This is a genomic window from Halomonas sp. HG01, from assembly GCF_000968715.2.
Taxonomy (GTDB): Bacteria; Pseudomonadota; Gammaproteobacteria; order Pseudomonadales; family Halomonadaceae; genus Halomonas; species Halomonas halophila.
Genome location: NZ_CP022134.1, coordinates 1,983,155 through 2,000,355, shown reverse-complemented (window position 1 = coordinate 2,000,355; position 17,201 = coordinate 1,983,155). Strand labels below are relative to the sequence as shown.

Annotated in this window: 18 protein-coding genes and 4 tRNA genes; 6 read left to right on the top strand and 16 right to left on the bottom strand. The window is 66.8% G+C overall.

The annotated features are described in order from the left end of the window. Window positions 1-132 precede the first annotated feature (132 nt). From groL to UN84_RS09460, 3 genes are all read right to left on the bottom strand, one after another. On the bottom strand, window positions 133-1,782 hold the full coding sequence (gene groL / locus UN84_RS09470; protein ID WP_046078019.1) for a chaperonin GroEL: 1,650 nt from the start codon (window positions 1,780-1,782) through the stop codon (window positions 133-135). Between the two features lie 58 nt (window positions 1,783-1,840). Continuing rightward, window positions 1,841-2,134 carry a co-chaperone GroES gene (locus UN84_RS09465; protein WP_035595572.1) on the bottom strand — a complete coding sequence of 98 codons (294 nt, stop codon included), beginning with the start codon at window positions 2,132-2,134 and terminating at the stop codon, window positions 1,841-1,843. A gap of 204 nt (window positions 2,135-2,338) precedes the next feature. Beyond that, complete coding sequence (locus tag UN84_RS09460) at window positions 2,339-2,857, bottom strand: FxsA family protein (RefSeq protein ID WP_046078020.1); 519 nt, start codon at window positions 2,855-2,857, stop codon at window positions 2,339-2,341. A gap of 180 nt (window positions 2,858-3,037) precedes the next feature. Here UN84_RS09460 and UN84_RS09455 point away from each other — a divergent pair, with 180 nt between their 5' ends. Continuing rightward, window positions 3,038-3,799, top strand: coding sequence for an SDR family NAD(P)-dependent oxidoreductase (locus UN84_RS09455; protein ID WP_046078021.1), 762 nt, complete (start codon window positions 3,038-3,040; stop codon window positions 3,797-3,799). 209 nt (window positions 3,800-4,008) lie between these two features. Here UN84_RS09455 and UN84_RS09450 read toward each other — a convergent pair whose 3' ends face one another. After that, complete coding sequence (locus UN84_RS09450; RefSeq protein ID WP_046078022.1) at window positions 4,009-4,287, bottom strand: ComEA family DNA-binding protein; 279 nt, start codon at window positions 4,285-4,287, stop codon at window positions 4,009-4,011. A gap of 219 nt (window positions 4,288-4,506) precedes the next feature. On the opposite strand from UN84_RS09450, the gene pyrF reads away from it, so the two are divergent. Further along, a complete protein-coding gene (gene pyrF / locus UN84_RS09445) occupies window positions 4,507-5,208 on the top strand; it encodes an orotidine-5'-phosphate decarboxylase (RefSeq protein ID WP_046078023.1) in 702 nt (233 codons plus the stop codon). 7 nt (window positions 5,209-5,215) lie between these two features. Here the strand turns inward: pyrF and lapB are convergent, their stop codons facing one another. From lapB to UN84_RS09430, 3 genes are read right to left on the bottom strand one after another with little or no spacing between them, the layout of a single operon-like run. Further along, window positions 5,216-6,400: a lipopolysaccharide assembly protein LapB gene (gene lapB, locus UN84_RS09440; protein ID WP_046078024.1), complete on the bottom strand. Its 1,185-nt coding sequence runs from the start codon at window positions 6,398-6,400 to the stop codon at window positions 5,216-5,218. A gap of 2 nt (window positions 6,401-6,402) precedes the next feature. After that, window positions 6,403-6,708: a lipopolysaccharide assembly protein LapA domain-containing protein gene (locus UN84_RS09435; RefSeq protein ID WP_035595562.1), complete on the bottom strand. Its 306-nt coding sequence runs from the start codon at window positions 6,706-6,708 to the stop codon at window positions 6,403-6,405. A gap of 55 nt (window positions 6,709-6,763) precedes the next feature. Then, window positions 6,764-7,084, bottom strand: a complete 321-nt coding sequence (locus UN84_RS09430; protein WP_258393819.1) for an integration host factor subunit beta — start codon at window positions 7,082-7,084, stop codon at window positions 6,764-6,766. Between the two features lie 224 nt (window positions 7,085-7,308). Between UN84_RS09430 and UN84_RS09425 the strand changes: the two genes are divergently transcribed. Both UN84_RS09425 and UN84_RS09420 read left to right on the top strand, forming a co-directional pair. After that, entirely contained in the window at window positions 7,309-7,602 is a 294-nt protein-coding gene (locus tag UN84_RS09425; RefSeq protein WP_035595558.1) for an FAD assembly factor SdhE, read from the top strand. A 7-nt stretch (window positions 7,603-7,609) separates the two neighbouring features. Beyond that, window positions 7,610-7,960 carry a hypothetical protein gene (locus UN84_RS09420; RefSeq protein ID WP_052719258.1) on the top strand — a complete coding sequence of 117 codons (351 nt, stop codon included), beginning with the start codon at window positions 7,610-7,612 and terminating at the stop codon, window positions 7,958-7,960. Between the two features lie 126 nt (window positions 7,961-8,086). Here the strand turns inward: UN84_RS09420 and nadB are convergent, their stop codons facing one another. The 8 genes from nadB to uvrY all read right to left on the bottom strand — a co-directional run bounded on the left by nadB (window position 8,087) and on the right by uvrY (window position 14,657). Next, the gene (nadB, locus tag UN84_RS09415; RefSeq protein WP_046078025.1) at window positions 8,087-9,673 is read right to left on the bottom strand and encodes an L-aspartate oxidase; all 1,587 of its coding nucleotides are present in this window, start codon (window positions 9,671-9,673) and stop codon (window positions 8,087-8,089) included. Between the two features lie 24 nt (window positions 9,674-9,697). Beyond that, window positions 9,698-10,825, bottom strand: a complete 1,128-nt coding sequence (locus UN84_RS09410; protein ID WP_046078026.1) for an FUSC family protein — start codon at window positions 10,823-10,825, stop codon at window positions 9,698-9,700. Window positions 10,826-10,875: 50 nt separating this feature from the next. After that, a tRNA-Leu gene (locus UN84_RS09405) sits at window positions 10,876-10,962 on the bottom strand. 30 nt (window positions 10,963-10,992) lie between these two features. Next, a tRNA-Cys gene (locus UN84_RS09400) sits at window positions 10,993-11,066 on the bottom strand. Window positions 11,067-11,160: 94 nt separating this feature from the next. Continuing rightward, window positions 11,161-11,235, bottom strand: a tRNA-Gly gene (locus UN84_RS09395). Window positions 11,236-11,297: 62 nt separating this feature from the next. Then, window positions 11,298-11,846 carry a CDP-diacylglycerol--glycerol-3-phosphate 3-phosphatidyltransferase gene (gene pgsA, locus UN84_RS09390; RefSeq protein ID WP_035595551.1) on the bottom strand — a complete coding sequence of 183 codons (549 nt, stop codon included), beginning with the start codon at window positions 11,844-11,846 and terminating at the stop codon, window positions 11,298-11,300. A 265-nt stretch (window positions 11,847-12,111) separates the two neighbouring features. Next, window positions 12,112-13,926 carry an excinuclease ABC subunit UvrC gene (uvrC, locus tag UN84_RS09385; RefSeq protein ID WP_046078027.1) on the bottom strand — a complete coding sequence of 605 codons (1,815 nt, stop codon included), beginning with the start codon at window positions 13,924-13,926 and terminating at the stop codon, window positions 12,112-12,114. An 83-nt stretch (window positions 13,927-14,009) separates the two neighbouring features. After that, entirely contained in the window at window positions 14,010-14,657 is a 648-nt protein-coding gene (gene uvrY, locus UN84_RS09380; protein ID WP_035595545.1) for a UvrY/SirA/GacA family response regulator transcription factor, read from the bottom strand. 200 nt (window positions 14,658-14,857) lie between these two features. Between uvrY and UN84_RS09375 the strand changes: the two genes are divergently transcribed. Continuing rightward, a tRNA-Ala gene (locus tag UN84_RS09375) sits at window positions 14,858-14,933 on the top strand. Window positions 14,934-15,303: 370 nt separating this feature from the next. Here the strand turns inward: UN84_RS09375 and UN84_RS17465 are convergent. Then, entirely contained in the window at window positions 15,304-16,113 is an 810-nt protein-coding gene (locus UN84_RS17465; protein WP_046078028.1) for a helix-turn-helix transcriptional regulator, read from the bottom strand. Between the two features lie 118 nt (window positions 16,114-16,231). Between UN84_RS17465 and UN84_RS09365 the strand changes: the two genes are divergently transcribed. Then, entirely contained in the window at window positions 16,232-17,188 is a 957-nt protein-coding gene (locus UN84_RS09365; RefSeq protein WP_046078029.1) for an ornithine cyclodeaminase family protein, read from the top strand. Window positions 17,189-17,201: the final 13 nt, after the last annotated feature.

Below are 17,201 nucleotides of genomic sequence, written 5' to 3'. Positions count from 1 at the left end.
GGAGACTTGGAGCGAGTATCTTACCGCGCCAGGCCGCCAGGCCGCCAAGCCGCCAGTCCCCTTAACGAGAAGACCCCCGCTGGTTGCCCGGCGGGGGTCTGTCTCAGGCGTCGCCTGGAAGAAGGGACCGGCTTACATCATGCCGCCCATGCCTCCCATGCCGCCCATGCCACCCATGTCGCCGCCACCGGCAGCGTCCTGCTCGTCCGGGTCGTCGGCGATCATGCACTCGGTGGTGATCATCAGGCCGGCGACGGAACCTGCGGACTGCAGGGCGCTACGGGTCACCTTGGCCGGGTCCAGCACGCCCATGTCGAACAGGTCGCCGAACTCGCCGGTCTGGGCGTTGTAGCCGAAGTTGCCTTCACCGTCCTTGACGCGGTTCAGGATGACGGAAGCCTCCTGGCCGGCGTTGGTGACGATCTGGCGCAGCGGAGCTTCCATGGCGCGCACGGCGATGGCGATGCCGTGGGTCTGGTCCTCGTTCTCGCCCTTGAGGCCGGCGACCTTGGTCAGCACGCGGATCAGGGCGGTACCACCGCCAGGCACCACGCCTTCCTCGACAGCGGCGCGAGTGGAGTGCAGGGCGTCCTCGACGCGAGCCTTCTTCTCCTTCATCTCCACTTCGGTCGCGGCACCGACGCGGATCACGGCGACACCGCCGGCCAGCTTGGCGACGCGCTCCTGGAGCTTCTCGCGATCGTAGTCGGAGGACGTCTCTTCGATCTGGGCGCGGATCTGGTTGACGCGAGCCTCGATGTCAGCGTCCTGGCCGGCACCATCGATGATGGTGGTGTTTTCCTTGGACATGGTCACGCGCTTGGCGGTGCCCAGGTGGTCCAGGTTGGCCTGCTCGAGGTCCAGACCCACTTCCTCGGAGATCACGGTACCGCCGGTCAGGATGGCGATGTCCTGCAGCATGGCCTTGCGACGGTCGCCGAAGCCCGGCGCCTTGGCGGCCGCGACCTTGACGATGCCGCGCATGGTGTTGACCACCAGGGTGGCCAGGGCTTCGCCTTCGATGTCCTCGGCGATGATCACCAGCGGCTTGCCGGCCTTGGCCACGGCCTCGAGGGTCGGCAGCAGCTCGCGGATGTTGGAGATCTTCTTGTCCACCAGCAGGATGAACGGATCTTCCAGTTCCACGGCCATGGTGTCCTGGTTGGTCACGAAGTACGGCGACAGGTAGCCGCGATCGAACTGCATGCCTTCCACGACGTCCAGCTCGTCTTCGAAGCCACGGCCTTCGTCGACGGTGATGACGCCCTCCTTGCCGACCTTCTCCATGGCCTCGGCGATGATGCGGCCGATGTTGGTGTCGCCGTTGGCGGAGATGGTGCCGACCTGGGCGATGGCGTTGGAGTCGGTGCACGGCACGGCCAGCTCGCCGACTTCCTTGACCGCGGCCTGGATGGCCTGGTCGATGCCACGCTTCAGGTCCATCGGGTTCATGCCAGCGATGACGCCCTTCAGGCCTTCGTTGACGATGGACTGGGCCAGCACGGTGGCGGTGGTGGTGCCGTCACCGGCGACGTCGGAGGTCTTGGAAGCGACTTCCTTGACCATCTGCGCGCCCATGTTCTCGAACTTGTCCTTGAGCTCGATTTCCTTGGCCACGGAAACGCCGTCCTTGGTCACGGTCGGTGCGCCGAAGGACTTTTCCAGGACCACGTTGCGGCCCTTCGGGCCCAGGGTGGCCTTGACGGCGTTGGCCAGGGTGTCGACACCCTTGGCCATGCGAGTGCGGGCATCGCTGGAGAACTTGACTTGTTTCGCTGCCATTTTCGTAGGTTTCCTGTGAGTTCGTGAACGTCGGTTTCGAGCGGGTGGCGGTCTAGGCTCAGCCTTCGACGACGGCCAGGATGTCGGACTCGCTCATGATCAGCACTTCTTCACCGTCGATCTTCTGCTTCTCGACGCCGAAGCCATCCTTGAAGATCACGGTGTCGCCGACCTTGACGTCGAGCGGGCGAACGTCGCCGCTGTCCAGGATCCGGCCGTTACCGACGGCGAGGACTTCGCCACGCGTCGGCTTTTCCTGGGCGCTGCCCGGGAGCACGATGCCGCCAGCGGTTTTCTGTTCTTCTTCGACGCGACGGATGACGACGCGATCGTGCAAGGGACGGATGTTCATTGCTCACGTTCTCCTGATGGTTTGCTGTGCCGGAGCGTCGCTGCCCCGGCGTTTTCATCATCAACCCGCAGGTCTCGCTGCGGGGTGAAGGCGCCTGCCTTCCGTGGGGATGATTCCGGCGGGCCGGAATCGAAACTCGTTGCTGTCGGATAGGTGGGGCTGGCCAGTGGGCTTTCAAGCCCCCGTCCGAAAATTTTTTGCCGTTCAGCCGCGCCGCTCGTCGTGGGCGATGAAGTCGCCTTCCAGCGGCTCGCCGTCAGCATCACGAGAGGAGGTGCGCTGGCCTGGCTCGTGCGATTCGCCGGCCTGCTGCCAGTCGGCGTCGCGCCCCTGGCGGGCCTGATAGGCACCGGCCTGCATGTGGACGCCCTGGAAGCGCATGCCTGCCCGGCCCAGCAGTCGGCCGAGCAGGCGACGCGCGTCCGGAATCAGGCACATGAAACCCAGGGCATCGGACAGGAAGCCCGGGGCCATCAGCAGGGCGCCACCGAAGATCAGGGCGGCGCCGGTCAGCAGCTCGCCGGAGGGCAGCTCGCCACGGTTCATGCGCTCCTGGGCGCGGGCGAAGGTGGCGACGCCTTCCCGACGGATCAGGTGCAGGCCCAGGAAGCCGGTGCCCAGCACCAGGGCCAGGGTGGTCAGCAGCCCGATGTGGCTGCCGACCGTGAACAGCAGGACGAAGTCGAGCAGGGCGAAGACGGTAAAGAAAGCGAGAAAGGGCATGATGACTCCGCGTTGACGAATGCCGGTTTAATGGGGGCGTCGTGGTGGGAAATCAAGCCTCGTTCGAAGGGCGGAGTGTTGCATCGCAACATTCAGGATAGGCTAAGCACGACGGATGTCGGTGCCGGCCTTTCTGCGCTCCGGCAGCGACGCACGATCATCAGCGTGGGGAGATTCGACATGACACTGCAGGATCGCATCATCGCCATCACCGGTGGCGCCCGAGGCCTGGGGCTGGCGATGGCCGAGCGCCTCGGCCGGGAGGGCGCGACCGTGGCGCTGCTCGACCGAGACGGCGACAGCCTGGATGCCGCCGTGAGTCGGCTGGCGGAGGCCAATATCATGGCGCGGGGCTTTGTCGTCGACGTGGCCGACGAGGCCTCCGTGGCGGAGGCCTTCACGGCCGTCGGCGAATCTCTGGGGCCTCTCGATGGGCTGGTCAACAACGCCGGCATCGTGCGCGACGGCCTGCTGGTCAAGGCACGTGACGGCGAGGTGTCGACGCGTCTGTCGCTGTCCGACTGGCAGCGGGTGATCGACGTCAACCTGACCGGCGTCTTCCTGTGCGGGCGTGAGGCGGCCACCCGCATGATCGAGGCCGGTCGCCAGGGCGTGATCGTCAATATCTCCAGCGTGGTGCGCGGTGGCAATGTCGGCCAGAGCAACTACGCGGCGGCCAAGGCCGGGGTGGCCTCGCTGACGGTGACCTGGGCTCAGGAGCTGTCCCGGTACGGCATTCGGGTGGGGGCGGTGGCGCCGGGCTTCATCGAGACCGAAATGACGGCCGAGCTGCGCGAGGACATCCGCGATCGTATCGCGTCGCAGATCCCGTTGCGCCACATGGGCCAGCCCGGTGATATCGCCGAGAGCGTGGCCTTCATCTTCGCCAACGACTATTTCACCGGGCGGGTGCTGGAGTGTGACGGCGGGCTCAGGATCTAGGTTCTGTACGAAAACTGTCTGCGCTCGCCCTTACGGCGTTAAAAATCGGCTAAAAGTCCTCATTTACACCACGTAAACTCCGTCTTTTCACCGATTTTTGCCTTTTCTGGCCATCGCTCGCCGACTTTTCGCACGAAACCTAGGCGCGGTCGGCAAGGTGCCATCCTGCATCGGGGCGCCGGTGCCGCCTGGGTCCGCCGTCGATGCGGTCAGAAGGTGACTTGATCGGAGAGGCCCTGTACGGTCATCTCACCGATACCGCTGACCCGGGAAAGGTCGTCGGCGCTCTCGAAGGGGCCGTTGGCCTCGCGGTCTTCGACGATGGCGGCGGCCCGAGTCTCGCCGATGCCCGGCAGCTCGGCGAGCAGGGTGACATCGGCGGTGTTGACGTCGATCGGCGCCATGTCCTGTGCGATGGCCGGTGATACCAGGCCGAGCATCAGCGTCAGGCCCAGGGCGGCGATACCGGTGGTGTAGCGTGTTTTCATGGCAGGGACCTCTCTCGATGGGGGGCGGGCGAACGGGTGAGCCCGGGTGCCGTGGCGGCACCTGTCTCAAGCTAGTGGCATCGGAGGCACTCGGGTGCGAGCCATCGCCTCGGTGTTTTGTCGTCGATGGACGACGCCTGCGAGTCGTGATCTCCCCATGCGATTGGGGCGTTGGCTGATATACTGCGCAGGTTCAATCAGCTACCAGGAGCCCTGCCCGTGCCCACCGCGTCTCCCCTGATCATCGCCCTCGATTACGCCTCTCTGGACGCCGCCCTGTGCATGGCCGACCGGCTCGATCCGGCCCGTTGCCGGGTCAAGGTGGGCAAGGAGCTGTTCACGCGAAGCGGCCCCGACGTGCTCGAGGCCCTGCATGGGCGCGGCTTCGAGGTGTTCCTGGACCTCAAGTTCCACGACATCCCCAATACCGTGGCCGGTGCCGTGCAGGCCGCCGCCGAACAGGGTGTGTGGATGGTCAACGTGCACGCCGGTGGCGGCGGGCGGATGATGGAGGCGGCCAAGCAGCGTCTGGTCCAGCATGACCTGTCCACTCACCTGATCGCGGTGACGGTGCTGACCAGCATGGCGGCCGAGGACCTGGCGGAGGTGGGGGTGACGGCCACGCCCGCGGAGCAGGTCGAGCGGTTGGCGACCCTGGCGCGCGATAGCGGCATGGACGGGGTGGTGTGTTCGGCCCAGGAAGCCGGGCGGCTGCGCACCCTGTGCGGCGACGACTTCCTCAAGGTGACGCCGGGCATTCGTCCGGCCACGGCGGACGCCGGCGATCAGCGGCGCGTGATGACGCCGACAACGGCCATGGCGGCGGGCAGTACCCATCTGGTGGTGGGGCGTCCGGTCACCCAGGCAGGGGATCCCATGGCGGCGCTGGCCGCCATCGAGGCGGAGCTGGCGACGGGCTGAGGGTTGGCTATTCGCCCTCGATCCCGGTGATCGGTTTGGTGGTGCCCCAGCTGCGACAGCGGGGGCACTGCCACAGCAGCGGTTCGCCGCTGAAGCCGCAGCGCTGGCAGCGATGGCGGGGGCGGGCCTGGAGCAGCGTGTGGGTGTGGCGCTGCAGCAGTTCGATGCGCGGGTTGCCCGTGCCACCTTCCTGCTGGTGGTAGAGCCGAATCAGGTAGTCGACGGCGCCGAGGCTCGGCGAGCGCTCCAGCTCTCGGGTCAGCAGCGCCTGGGCGGCCTCCGTATCACCATGCTGGCGGCGCAGGGTCTCGGCCAGCATGATGATCACGCTGGTATAGGGCGCGGTCTCGAGCAGCGACTCGAGGTGACGAATCAGTCCCTCTTCATCGTCGAGCAGCCGATAGGCGCGTCCCAGCGGTTCTAGCAGGGTCGGAATGAAGTGCTTGTCCTGGTCGGGAATTCGCTGCAGCAGCCGGATCGCCTGGCGGTATTGGCCTGTCTCCAGTGCCATGTCGGCCAGCATCAGATTGGCGCGAACGCACTGGCGATCGGTGGAAAGCGCCTGCTTGAGATGGCGACGCGCCAACACCGGGCTCGCCGACTGGCGCTCCTGGTCGGCGATCTCGCACAGCCAGTGGGCGGCGGCGCGCCGCACGTCGTTGCTTTCCTTGATCAGCGCCGGCTGGGCCACGTCCAGTGCCTGCTGGTACTCGCCTTCCCGTTCCAGCAGGTCGACCAGCAGTTGCCTGGCGGCATGGCGATGCTCGCCGTTATGGCTGTCCTTGATCAGCGAGTAGAGCAGTCGCTCGGCGCGGTCCAGCAGGCCGAGTTGCAGGAAGTCGCGTGACAGCTCCAGCTGAACGCGGTCGCCCTGTTGGGCGCTGAGCGTCGGACGTGCCAGCAGGTTCTGGTGGACCTTGACCGCCCGGTCGGCCTCGCCGCGGGTGCGGAACAGGTTGCCCAGGGCGATGTGCGTCTCGATGGTATCGCTGTTGACCTCCAGGGCGCCGATGAAGGTCTCGATGGCGCGGTCCTGCTGGTCGTTGAGCAGATAGTTGAGGCCCACGAAGTAATCGCGGGCCAGCGTCGGCGACTGAGGCGCGGGGGCGGTGTTCCGGCGTTCGCGGCGGCCGAGCCACCAGCCGATGGCGACCGCTGCCAACAACAGGGCCAGCAGCAGAACATCGGTCATGCTCAGGGCAGTTCCTTCATCTCCTGGACGCGCAGCTGGTCCAGCTCCTTGCGCTGCTGCTGATTGTGGCGCTGGGCCCGGGTCAGCAGGGTGCGCAGGCGCAGGTAGACGCCACCCATGGCGAGCATGCCAAGCAGTACACCGACGACCAGGCTGGCCAGCAGCCACACCGAGAGCGACGCCGCCGGCAGCTCGAACCAGATCAGGTTGAGGGGCAGGGCTTGCTGGTTGTTGACGGCGAAAAGAATGCCGACCAGCAGTACCACCAGCAGGATGACGGCCAGGATCAGGCCTTTGAGCCAACGCATGTGTGAATTCCCGTGTCGTGTGAAAGAGAGTGGGAAGGGCGGTCGGGCGCGCCCGTCAGTAACCGAGGGCGCGACTGGCGTCCACCTGCTCGCGCAGCTCCTTGCCGGGCTTGAAGTGCGGTACGAACTTGCCGTCGAGATCGACGGGCTCGCCGGTCTTGGGGTTGCGGCCGACGCGCGGTTCGCGATAGTGCAGCGAGAAGCTGCCGAAGCCGCGGATCTCGACCCGCCCGCCGTCCGCGAGGGTGTCGGTGATGTCATCCAGGATCAGCCGCACGGCGGCCTCGACGTCCTTGACGGACAGCTCGGGCTGTCGCATGGCAATCTGTTCGATCAGTTCGGACTTGGTCATCGGCTCTCTCCGTGCTGTCCTGATCCGGCCGTGGGGCACAGGGCGATCGTTCCTCAAAGCATACTGCGCAACTTTTGATAAAACAACGCACTAGCCTTCACACGCAAGTTGCGTGCCGCTGCCGGACCCGCGCTCGACGCTGCTCGGCCAGTCGCCTTGGCCGCGGGCACGGTGGATCGGGGCGGGCTGCCGGGGGTGGACGGCTCGGGTATACTGTCGACACATTCATCGGATCAACGAGGCCGATCTTGAACGACGATTCGTCCGCGGCAGCCGCCCTTCGCAAGCGCCTCTACTGGCATTCCCGTCGTGGCATGTGGGAACTCGACCTGCTGCTGATTCCCTTCCTGGAGCAACGCTACGATACCCTCGACGAGCGCGACCAGGCCGCCTATCGCACCCTGATCGACGAGGAGGATCAGGATCTCTTCGCCTGGTTGATGCGCCGTGAGTGGCCCGAGGAGCCCGAGCGTCGCCGCATCGTCAAGATGATCGTCGAGCATGCCGAGAGCACCGATAACGATCACTATCGCAACCTCTAGGCTGTCGTTGCTCGCCCAGGGCCTGATGGCCCTGGGCGTGGTGGGGTGGCTGGGAACGTTCGTGACCTGGTGGGCGGCCCTGCCAGCGGCGGCGCTGATGGCTGCCGTGCTGATCGATGTCGCCCGGCAGCGGCTGCGGGGTGCGCTGCGCCTGCAGCCGCGAGAGGGTGCGGCGCCACTGCTGGCCTGGCGTCCTGCGGGGAGTGAGGTCTGGCAGCAAGTGCCGCTGCGGTGCGACTACCTGGGACCCTGGCTGATCGGGCTGCGCCTGCCCGGCAGGCGCCTCTGGCTCTGGCCCGATAGCGGCAACGCCGAATCGCTGCGTCGGCTGCGCAAGGCGCTGCTCTCTCTTCCTTGATGCCGGCTTCTCTTTTCCGCCTTCCCCGATGCCGGACGATGAAGTGTCGCTCCGGGCGCCTCTTCCATGGTGGCTGCCCGTGTTGTTCCGCTCTTTTATACGAGCGCCTCGGGGCGGCCGCATCCCTCAGTGGTTGGCGGGTGTCAGGTCGCTGAGGTGGAGGCGTGATGGCTGTGGTGCGGGATCGCCATGCAGCGGGCAGTCGGGGTTGAAGTGCAGGCCGCGGGATTCGCGGCGCGCCCGGGCGCTGGCCACGGTGAGTCGTGCCAGGCGCAGGGCATGCCATAGCCGGGCGAGGGGAACGCTGGGACGCGCCTCGGCGATGCATGGTGCCAGGCGCTCGGCGAGCTCGGCGAGGCGTTCCTCGGCCGCCGCGAGCCCGGCATCATGGCGCACGATGGCCACGCTCTCGCTCATGATCGTGCGCACCTCGGTCAGCAACGCCTGGCATTCTGCATCCGGCACTGGCGTGGTGCCGGGCTGCCAGGACGTCAGCGGGGCATCGCCGGGCGTGCTGGCATCACGCAGGCGACGCGCGCAGCTGCGGGCAAAGGCCAGGCACTCCAGCAATGAGTTGCTGGCCATGCGATTGGCGCCGTGCAGTCCGGTGCCGGCCACCTCCCCCACGGCATGGAGGCGGGGCACCGTGGTGGCGCCCTCGAGATCGGTGCTCACGCCGCCGCAGCTGTAGTGGGCGGCCGGAACCACCGGGATCGGCTCCCGGGCGATGTCGATGCCGCGTGAGGCGCAGTAAGCGTGGATGGTGGGGAAGTGGTGGCGAATGGCATCTTCCCCCAGATGGCGCACGTCGAGCCAGACATGGTCGCGGCCGCTGCGCTGCATTTCGGCGTCGATGGCGCGGGCGACCACGTCGCGCGGGGCCAGTTCGGCGCGAGGGTCGATCTCGGGCATGAAGCGGCGTCCGTCGGCGTCGAGCAGGAGGCCGCCCTCGCCGCGTACCGCTTCGCTGATCAGAAAAGGTGGGCCGTCCGGGTCGAACAGGCAGGTGGGGTGGAACTGCTGGAATTCCAGGTTCATCAGCTCGGCACCAAGCTCGGCCGCCATCAGCATGCCTTCGCCGCAGGCCGGGTCGGGGCTGGTGGTGTGGCGGAACAGGCCACTGGCACCGCCGGTGGCGAGTACGGTGTCCGCCGCCATCAGTTCCACCAGACCGCCGTTTTCGTCGAGGCAGCGGGCGCCCCGGCAGTGACCGGCGACGTCAGCGATCAGACCGATGGCGGTCAGGTCGGTGCGCAGGCGGATGGCCGGGTGGCGTTCAACGTGCTGTCGCAGGGTCTCCACCACGGCGCGCCCGGTGGCATCGTCGGCGTGGATGATGCGGCGTGCCCCGTGACCGCCCTCCCGGGTCAGGTGATACGGGTAGCGGGCCTCGGGGTCGGGATCCGGCGTGAAGGGGACGCCCAGCGACAGCAGCCACTCGATGGCGGCCGGCCCCTGCTCCACGGTGAAGCGCACCGCGGCCTCGTCGCACAGGCCGTCGCCGGCCACCAGGGTGTCGGCGACGTGCGCCTCGACCTCGTCGTCCGGCGACAGCACGGCGGCGATGCCGCCCTGGGCCCAGCGGCTGGCGCCCAGGGCCTCGCGGGACGGTTGCAGCAGCGTCACGGGGCGGCGTTCGGCGATCTCCAGGGCCAGGACCAGGCCGGCGATACCGCCGCCGATGATCAGGGTCTCGTGGGGGCTGTCGGGCATCGGACGGTTCCTTTCATGGCGGCGTTACTGCGGTGCCTGGCCGGTGTCGTCCGGCTCGAGCAGACCGTGGCGCGACGCGCCCTTGCGCAGACGGCGGCTGGGCAGGCGCTCCAGGCTGCCCAACCGTTCGACCAGTTCGCCGGTCAGACGGGCCAGCTCGCGATTGAGCCACAGGTAGCCGCTGGGGCTGAACAGGCGGCGGCCGTCTTCGGCGTAGGCATCGCCCGCGAGCTCGGCATGGCGCTGCAGGTCGAAGGGGGCGAGTTCGACGTCGATGGGGTGGCCGGTGCGTACCTGGAACGCCAGGGTGCCGATGGCGCGGGCCAGGGTGTGCTGCTGGCCGCGAAGGCCGTGCATGGCATCGATGCGCTCGTGGCCGGCGCGGGTGTTCCAGTGGGTTTCGAGCAGCAGCTCGATGGTCGAGAACATGCGGCGCTGGAGGGAGATGAGCTCGTCCAGCTCGACGCGGGTCAGCCGGTTCTCGCGATGAATGGCATCCACCAGCCCGCGCTGCTTGACCAACAGCTTGCTGCAGCCCTTGAGCAGCTCGTGGGTGTCGAGGTCGGGCGGCGCGCTGGCCGACGTATGAGCATGATAGAGCCGGGCCATGTGATCCAGGTGATCGGCGAGGGCGAAGCGCAGCAGGTCGGTAGCCTTGTGGGGCAGCACCAGCACGGTGACGCCGATGCCGATCAGCGTGCCCAGCAGCACGTTGAAACTGCGCCACAGGGCAGCTTCCAGTTCGGGGGTGCTGCCGCCGATGACCAGCAGCAGGCTGATGGCGAACATCAGGCCGCCGTAGCCGAAACGCTTGCTGAAGGTGTACCAGGTGACCGCGGCGATGCCGGCCAGGGCGCCGAGATGCAGCACCGGGGGCCAGAAGGGGGTGATGACGATCAGCAGCAGCCCCCAGAGGGCGCCCAGCAGCGATCCGAGCAGGCGCTGGCGCCCCTTGTCGAGCACGCCGCCGATGTGGGGCAGGTTGCCCATCACCATCACGGTGCTGACCAGCGCCCAGCCGCGATGCGGGAGATCGAAGGGTTCGGTGATGGCATAGGCGACGGTCAGAGCCAGCGCCACGCGCAGCACGTGCAGAATGCGACGATGCTGATTCGTGAAGTAGGGGTCGCGTAGCGGGCGTACCAGCTTCATGGGGAAAGGAGTACCGTCGACAGGTCAGCCCATGGCGGGTCGGGAAGTCATGGTGCCCGGAGCCGGGCTCGAACCGGCACGGTGTTGCCACCGAGGGATTTTAAGTCCCTTGCGTCTACCAATTTCGCCATCCGGGCGGGGGTTCGAGCGCACAGCTATAGGAATGATGGAGGCTGGAGTCGGAATCGAACCGGCGTACACGGAGTTGCAGTCCGCTGCATAACCACTCTGCCATCCAGCCTCAAGGATCGTGCCACCCGTGGGGGATGGAGCGAAGACGATGGCCCGTCTTGCGCATTGATCCGTTCGAGTCAGATCTCTTCTGTCGAAGAGAGTGGAGCGGGAAACGAGATTCGAACTCGCGACCCTCGCCTTGGCAAGGCGATGCTCTACCACTGAGCTATTCCCGCCTGACTCGAGGACGTATTATACGGATAAGTCGGTGACTGTCAAACGCTTTTCTCGGCTGTCGTTACATCGAGTCGCTGAGGTGCGGCCAGGCGGCCCGCAGGTACTGGATCATCGACCACAGGGTCAGCAGGGCCGCGGCATAGAGGGTCACGACACCGAGCGTGGCGATGGAAGTGCCCGGGGCGAAGCCCAGCAGCAGCAGCAGGGCGATCATCTGCAGGGTGGTCTTCAACTTGCCGATCGAGGAGACGGCCACCGTGCCGCGCTTGCCCATCTCGGCCATCCACTCGCGCAGCGCCGAGATCACGATCTCGCGACCGATGATCACCAGTGCCGGCAGGGTCAGCCAGCTGGCGTCGTAGCGTTCTATCAGCAGCGCCAGGGCCACGGCGACCATCAGCTTGTCGGCGACCGGGTCGAGGAAGGCGCCGAAGGGCGTCGACTGGTTCCAGCGCCGAGCCAGGTAGCCGTCCAGCCAGTCGGTGATCGAGGCCAGGCCGAACAGGGCGCCGGTGGCCAGCATGCTCCATGAGAAGGGCAGATAGAACAGTACGACCAGCAGCGGGATGAAGACGATTCTGGCCAGGGTCAGGAGGTTGGGGATGTTCATCGAAGCTGCGGTCCTTGCCTGAGGGGGAACACGGGATATCGGGTCATTCTATCCCGCTCGGCGACGCTCATCCATGTAGGCACGCCGAATCAAGCCGGACGTTAGGGGGAGAACGGCTGATGCCGGGTATCGGTGGCGGGTCTTCGTGATCCCGCCCTGCGGTGTTTATCCATGCAGGGCCCGATGGATGGTGTCGGCGGCCAGGATGGAGAGCGGCTGATGCCGGGTCTCGGTGGCGGGTCTTCGTGCTCTCGCCCGGCGGCATTCATCCATGCAGGGCGCGATGGATGGTGTCGGCGAGGGTGGCGCTGATGCCTGGGACCCGGGCGAGTTCGTCACGGTTGGCCTGGCGGACGCCCTGCAGGCCGCCGAAGAAACGCAGCAGTTCGCGTCGGCGGCGTGGGCCGACGCCGGGAATGTCTTCCAGGGTCGAGGTCCGCCTCGCCTTGTCGCGCCGGGTGCGGTGGCCGGTGATGGCGAAGCGGTGCGATTCGTCGCGGATATGCTGCAGGAGATGCAGGGCCGGGGAGGTGGCATCGAGGTCGAGGGTGCGGTCGACGGTCTCCAGGTAGAGGATCTCCAGTCCCGCCTTGCGGGTGCTGCCCTTGGCGACACCCAGCAGCATCACGCCGGTCACGCCGAGCTCGGCGAACACTTCGCGGGCCATGTTGAGCTGGCCCTTGCCGCCGTCGACCACCAGGATGTCCGGCCGCTCGCCCTCGCCTTGGGCGAGCCGCTTGAAACGGCGAGACAGGGCCTGGCGCATGGCGGCGTAGTCGTCGCCGGGCTCGATGCCCTCGATGTTGAAGCGGCGATAGTCGGACTTGCGCGGGCCGTCGGCATCGAACACCACGCAGGAGGCTACGGTGGCCTCGCCCTGGCTATGGCTGATGTCGAAGCATTCCAGGCGTTCCGGCGCCTGCTCGAGGCCGAGTGCCTCGCGCAGCGCCTCGAAGCGCTTCGCGAGCTGGGTCTGGTTGGCCAGCTGCCCGGCCAGCTGCTGTTCGGCGTTGGTGCGGGCCAGCTCCTGCCACTGGGCGCGGTGGCTGCGCACCTGATCGGTGACGCGAACCCGCTTGCCGGCATGCTCGCTCAGTGCCTGTGCCAGCAGCTCGGCATCGGGCAGCGCATGGCTGGTGATCACCTCGGCGGGGATCTCGCGGGCCTGGCCGAGGTAGAACTGGCTGACGAACTCGCCAAGCAGGGCTTCCGGGCCCAGGTCCAGGCCGTTGGTCGGCTGATGATGGCGGGCGCCCAGCAGTCGACCCTGCCGGATGGCGAGCACCGATATGCACAGCGCCCCCGGGCGGGAGGCCAGGGCGAAGACGTCCGCGTCGCCGCTGCCGGTGTCGACGAACTGGCGTTGCTGCAGCTGACGCAGCTGCTGGATCTGGTCGCGCAGTCGGGCGGCCTCCTCGAACTCGAGGGCCTGGCTGGCCGCTTCCATGTCGCGAGTCAGCTCCCGGGTCACGGCCTCGCTCTTGCCTTCCAGGCACTGAATGGCGTGCTCCAGGTCGCGCCGATAGTCCGCCTCCGAGATGTAATCCACGCAGGGGGCCGTGCAGCGATCGATCTGATACTGCAGGCAGGGCCGGGTGCGATGGGCGAAGACGCTGTCCTCGCAGTTGCGGATGCGGAAGATCTTCTGCATCAGCGACAGGCTCTCGCGCACCGCGGTGCTGCTGGGATAGGGGCCCAGATAGCGACCGTCGTCGTGGCGGGTGCGCGCCCGCTTGTACTCGAGCGCCGGAAAGGGATGGCGGTCGGTGACGAACACGAAGGGATAGGACTTGTCGTCGCGCAGCAGGATGTTGTACGGCGGGCGCTGTTCCTTGATCAGCGTCTGCTCGAGCAGCAGCGCCTCGGTCTCGCTGTTGGTGACCGTGACCTGGATATCGGCGATGCGCGCGACCAGCGCCTGGGTCTTGGTGTTCAGGGCGCCGCGAAAGTAGCTGGCCAGGCGCGGCTTGAGGCGGCGGGCCTTGCCGACGTAGAGCGTCTCGCCGCTCTCGTCGAGCATGCGGTAGACGCCGGGGGCTTCGGTGACGGTGGCGAGGAAGTGGCGCGAATCGAAACTCATCGGGCGGCGGTCTGGCGTGGATGGAGGCTCATCCTATCAGACGCGCCGCCGGGGCGGGGATTACGGGCAGTCTCCCGGTCGAGTCATTCCGCCTCGCTGAAGCCGTCGACCAGGCCGTGACGCAGCCCGAGGTGGGTCAGCTCGACGTCGGAATGCACGTCGAGCTTCTCGAAGATGCGGTAGCGGTAGGTGTTGACGGTCTTGGGGCTCAGGAACATGCGGTCAGCGATATCGGCCACCTTCTGGCAGTTGACGATCATCATCGCCACCTGCAGTTCGCGCTGGGACAGCTGGTCGAAGGGGTTGTCGCTGGCGTCGATGCGCGACAGGACCAGGCGCTGGGCGATCTCCGGGCTGACGTAGCGCTGCCCGGCGAAGACGCTGCGCACCGCGGTCACCATCTCGTCGTGCTGCGAGCCCTTGCTGATAAAGCCATGGGCACCGGCATCGAGCAGGCGCTGGGCGAAGGTGTCCTCGATGAAGGCGGTCAGCACCAGGATACGGATGTCCTGGGTAAAACGATGGATCTTGCGCGTGGCTTCCAGACCGCCGATGCCCGGCATGCGGATATCCATCAGCACGATATCGGGCTTGAGTTCGCGGGCCAGGCGAATGGCATCTTCGCCATCTGCGGCCTCGCCCACGATGGTGATGTCCTGCTCGGCACCGAGCAGGTGGGCGATACTGGTCCTTACCAGGTGGTGGTCGTCGGCAACGAGAACCCTGATCAAGGCAGGTGCTCCTGAGATGATGTTAAGTGTGTCGGGCGCATATAGAGCAGCCATGATAGTCCCTAGCGTGGCACAACATCTCCCTAAGGGGAATTGGTGTCAGCCCTAGGTCTGATTTTTCCCGCCAAGGTGTTGACGAGCGTGGGGAATGTCCGTAATATTCGCCTCGTTCTCGCAAGGCAACAGCGGCGAGCAACAGTGGGGCCTTAGCTCAGCTGGGAGAGCGCAACACTGGCAGTGTTGAGGTCAGCGGTTCGATCCCGCTAGGCTCCACCAACGAATTTCGAGAAGCCGCCCGATGCAATCAATGCATCGGGCGGCTTTTTTTGTTTTTTTCGTCGTTAACATGGACCGTCCAAGTGTCGTGAGATAACGCCGGGATAGAGAAACGGCAAGATGTCCGATTGGGCATTTTTCGGTGACATATCAGGCGGCGGACATTGCCACCACCCTGCAGGTGCCCCAAGCCTTTCCTAGAAAGGCTTTATCGAGGCCACCACGTATGCCTAGATCCTCAGATACTGTGCTTAAAGCTAAAACCTGATAACCGTACTCCTTGTCTCTGCTGCGGCTGTGACCACAGATCTTATCTACCGAATAGAGTCCGCCTCACACGGCGCAATGCTGGAGGTTGCTTCACCTGTGTTCAGGACATGCGGGCGGTGCTGCCCTGGCGTCGTTCCTCACTGGGCGAGCGGCCGGTGCGGCGGCGGAACGCTCGCGAGAAGGTCGATACGTCGGCGAAACCTAGGTCGAGAGCGATCTCGCCGACCGGGCGCGTAGTCTGGCATAGCCAGTAGCGTGCCCACTGCAGGCGGCGCTGCAGCACGTATTGCTGGGGTGTCACGCCGAACTGGCGCTGGCAGAGCAGGTGAAGCTGGCTCTGGCCGAGGTTCATGGCCTCGGCCAGCGCCTGGTTGTCCGGCGGCAGGTCCAGGCGTTCGTCGATGAAGGCGTCCAGGGCCGCGGCGGGCAGGCGCTCGCGCCGCCGGGCGCCCGGGCCCTCCTCGCCGAGCAGCTGGCTGAACTGGCTGACGAACAGCAGCGCCAGCTGGTGGTTGATCAGCGCCGCCTGTTGCGGCGTGTGCCGGCCGCGAAGCTGGCCGGTGGCGTAGTCGACCATCGGCATCAGCGTCGGCGGCAGGGTGAGCGCTCGGGGCTCGGCGAACAGCGATTCCCGCAGCGCCAGCTCGCAACTCTGTTCCAGGGAGGTCAGGCAGGGGTCGTCGCGGTCGAGGTCGATCACCAACACTTCGCTGTCGTCGCCACGTCCCATGTAATGGTGCGTCTCGCCCACCGGGAGGATCGCCGCCTGGCCCAGCGCCAGGCGCTGGCTGCCGCGGCTGAACTCGTAGTCCATCGCCCCGCGCCAGCCCAGCATCAACTGGGGATAGTCGTGGCAGTGCTCGCCGGCGCTACGGGCGATGCGGTTACAGCGAGCCTGGGTCTGTGACATCTCGTCCTCCTCGGGACCGGCGATTGCGGAGCCTGGATCAACGCTTGCGGAGGCAGGGCAAAGTGCCCGTCGGCGGGGGGGCATAGACTGGCTCGGGCACCGTTGAAAAGAGGCTGACATGTATCTCGACGCCGAACAAGTCACCATCAGTTTGCCCTGGGGCGCGCTGGTGGAAGCGCTGGACGATATCTTCACTCGCACCGTGCATTCGCCGGTGCGCCATCATCATCACCTGCACGTGCCGGGCGACCCGGACGCCACCCTGCTGCTGATGCCGGCCTGGATCGAAGGCCAGTACCTCGGCGTCAAGCAGGTCAATGTCTTTCCCGGCAACAGCGGCCGCGGCCAGCCGGGCCTCTCCGGCCACTACCTGCTGAGCTGCGCTCGCACCGGACACCACCTGGCCCAGTTCGAGGCCAACGAACTGACCGCCCGGCGCACCGCGGCGGCATCCGCCCTGGCCGCCCGCTACCTGGCCCGCGAAGACAGCCGCGAGCTGCTGATGGTAGGGGCGGGGCGCATGGGCCGCCGGCTGATCCCGGCGCACCGCGCCGTGCGTCCCATCGAGCGGGTGCGGATCTGGGACATCCACGAGACCGGCGCCCAGGCCCTGGCCGCGGAGCTGCGCGACGAGGGCCTGGACGCCCAGGCGGTGCCGGCTGATGGCCTGGCCGAGGCCGCCGGGCGGGCCGACATCATCAGCTGCGCCACCCTGAGCCCCGAGCCGTTGATCCACGGCGAGTGGCTGACGCCGGGCACCCATCTGGACCTGGTGGGCAGCTTCACGCCCTTCATGCGCGAGGCGGACGACGAGGTGATGCGCCGCGGCGCGGTGTTCGTCGACACCCGCGAGGGCGCGCTGAGCGAGACCGGCGACTTGATCGACCCGATCGCCAGCGGCGTGATCGGCGAGACCGACATCCTTGCCGACTTCCCCGACCTGTGCGGCGGGAAACATCCGGGCCGCGCGGCGCTGGCCGACCCCGATCGTGCGATCACCGTCTTCAAGTCGGTGGGCGCCTCGGTGGAGGACCTGGCCGCCGCCATCCTGGCCTACGAGCGCTGCCGCGACTGACCCGACAAGCTTC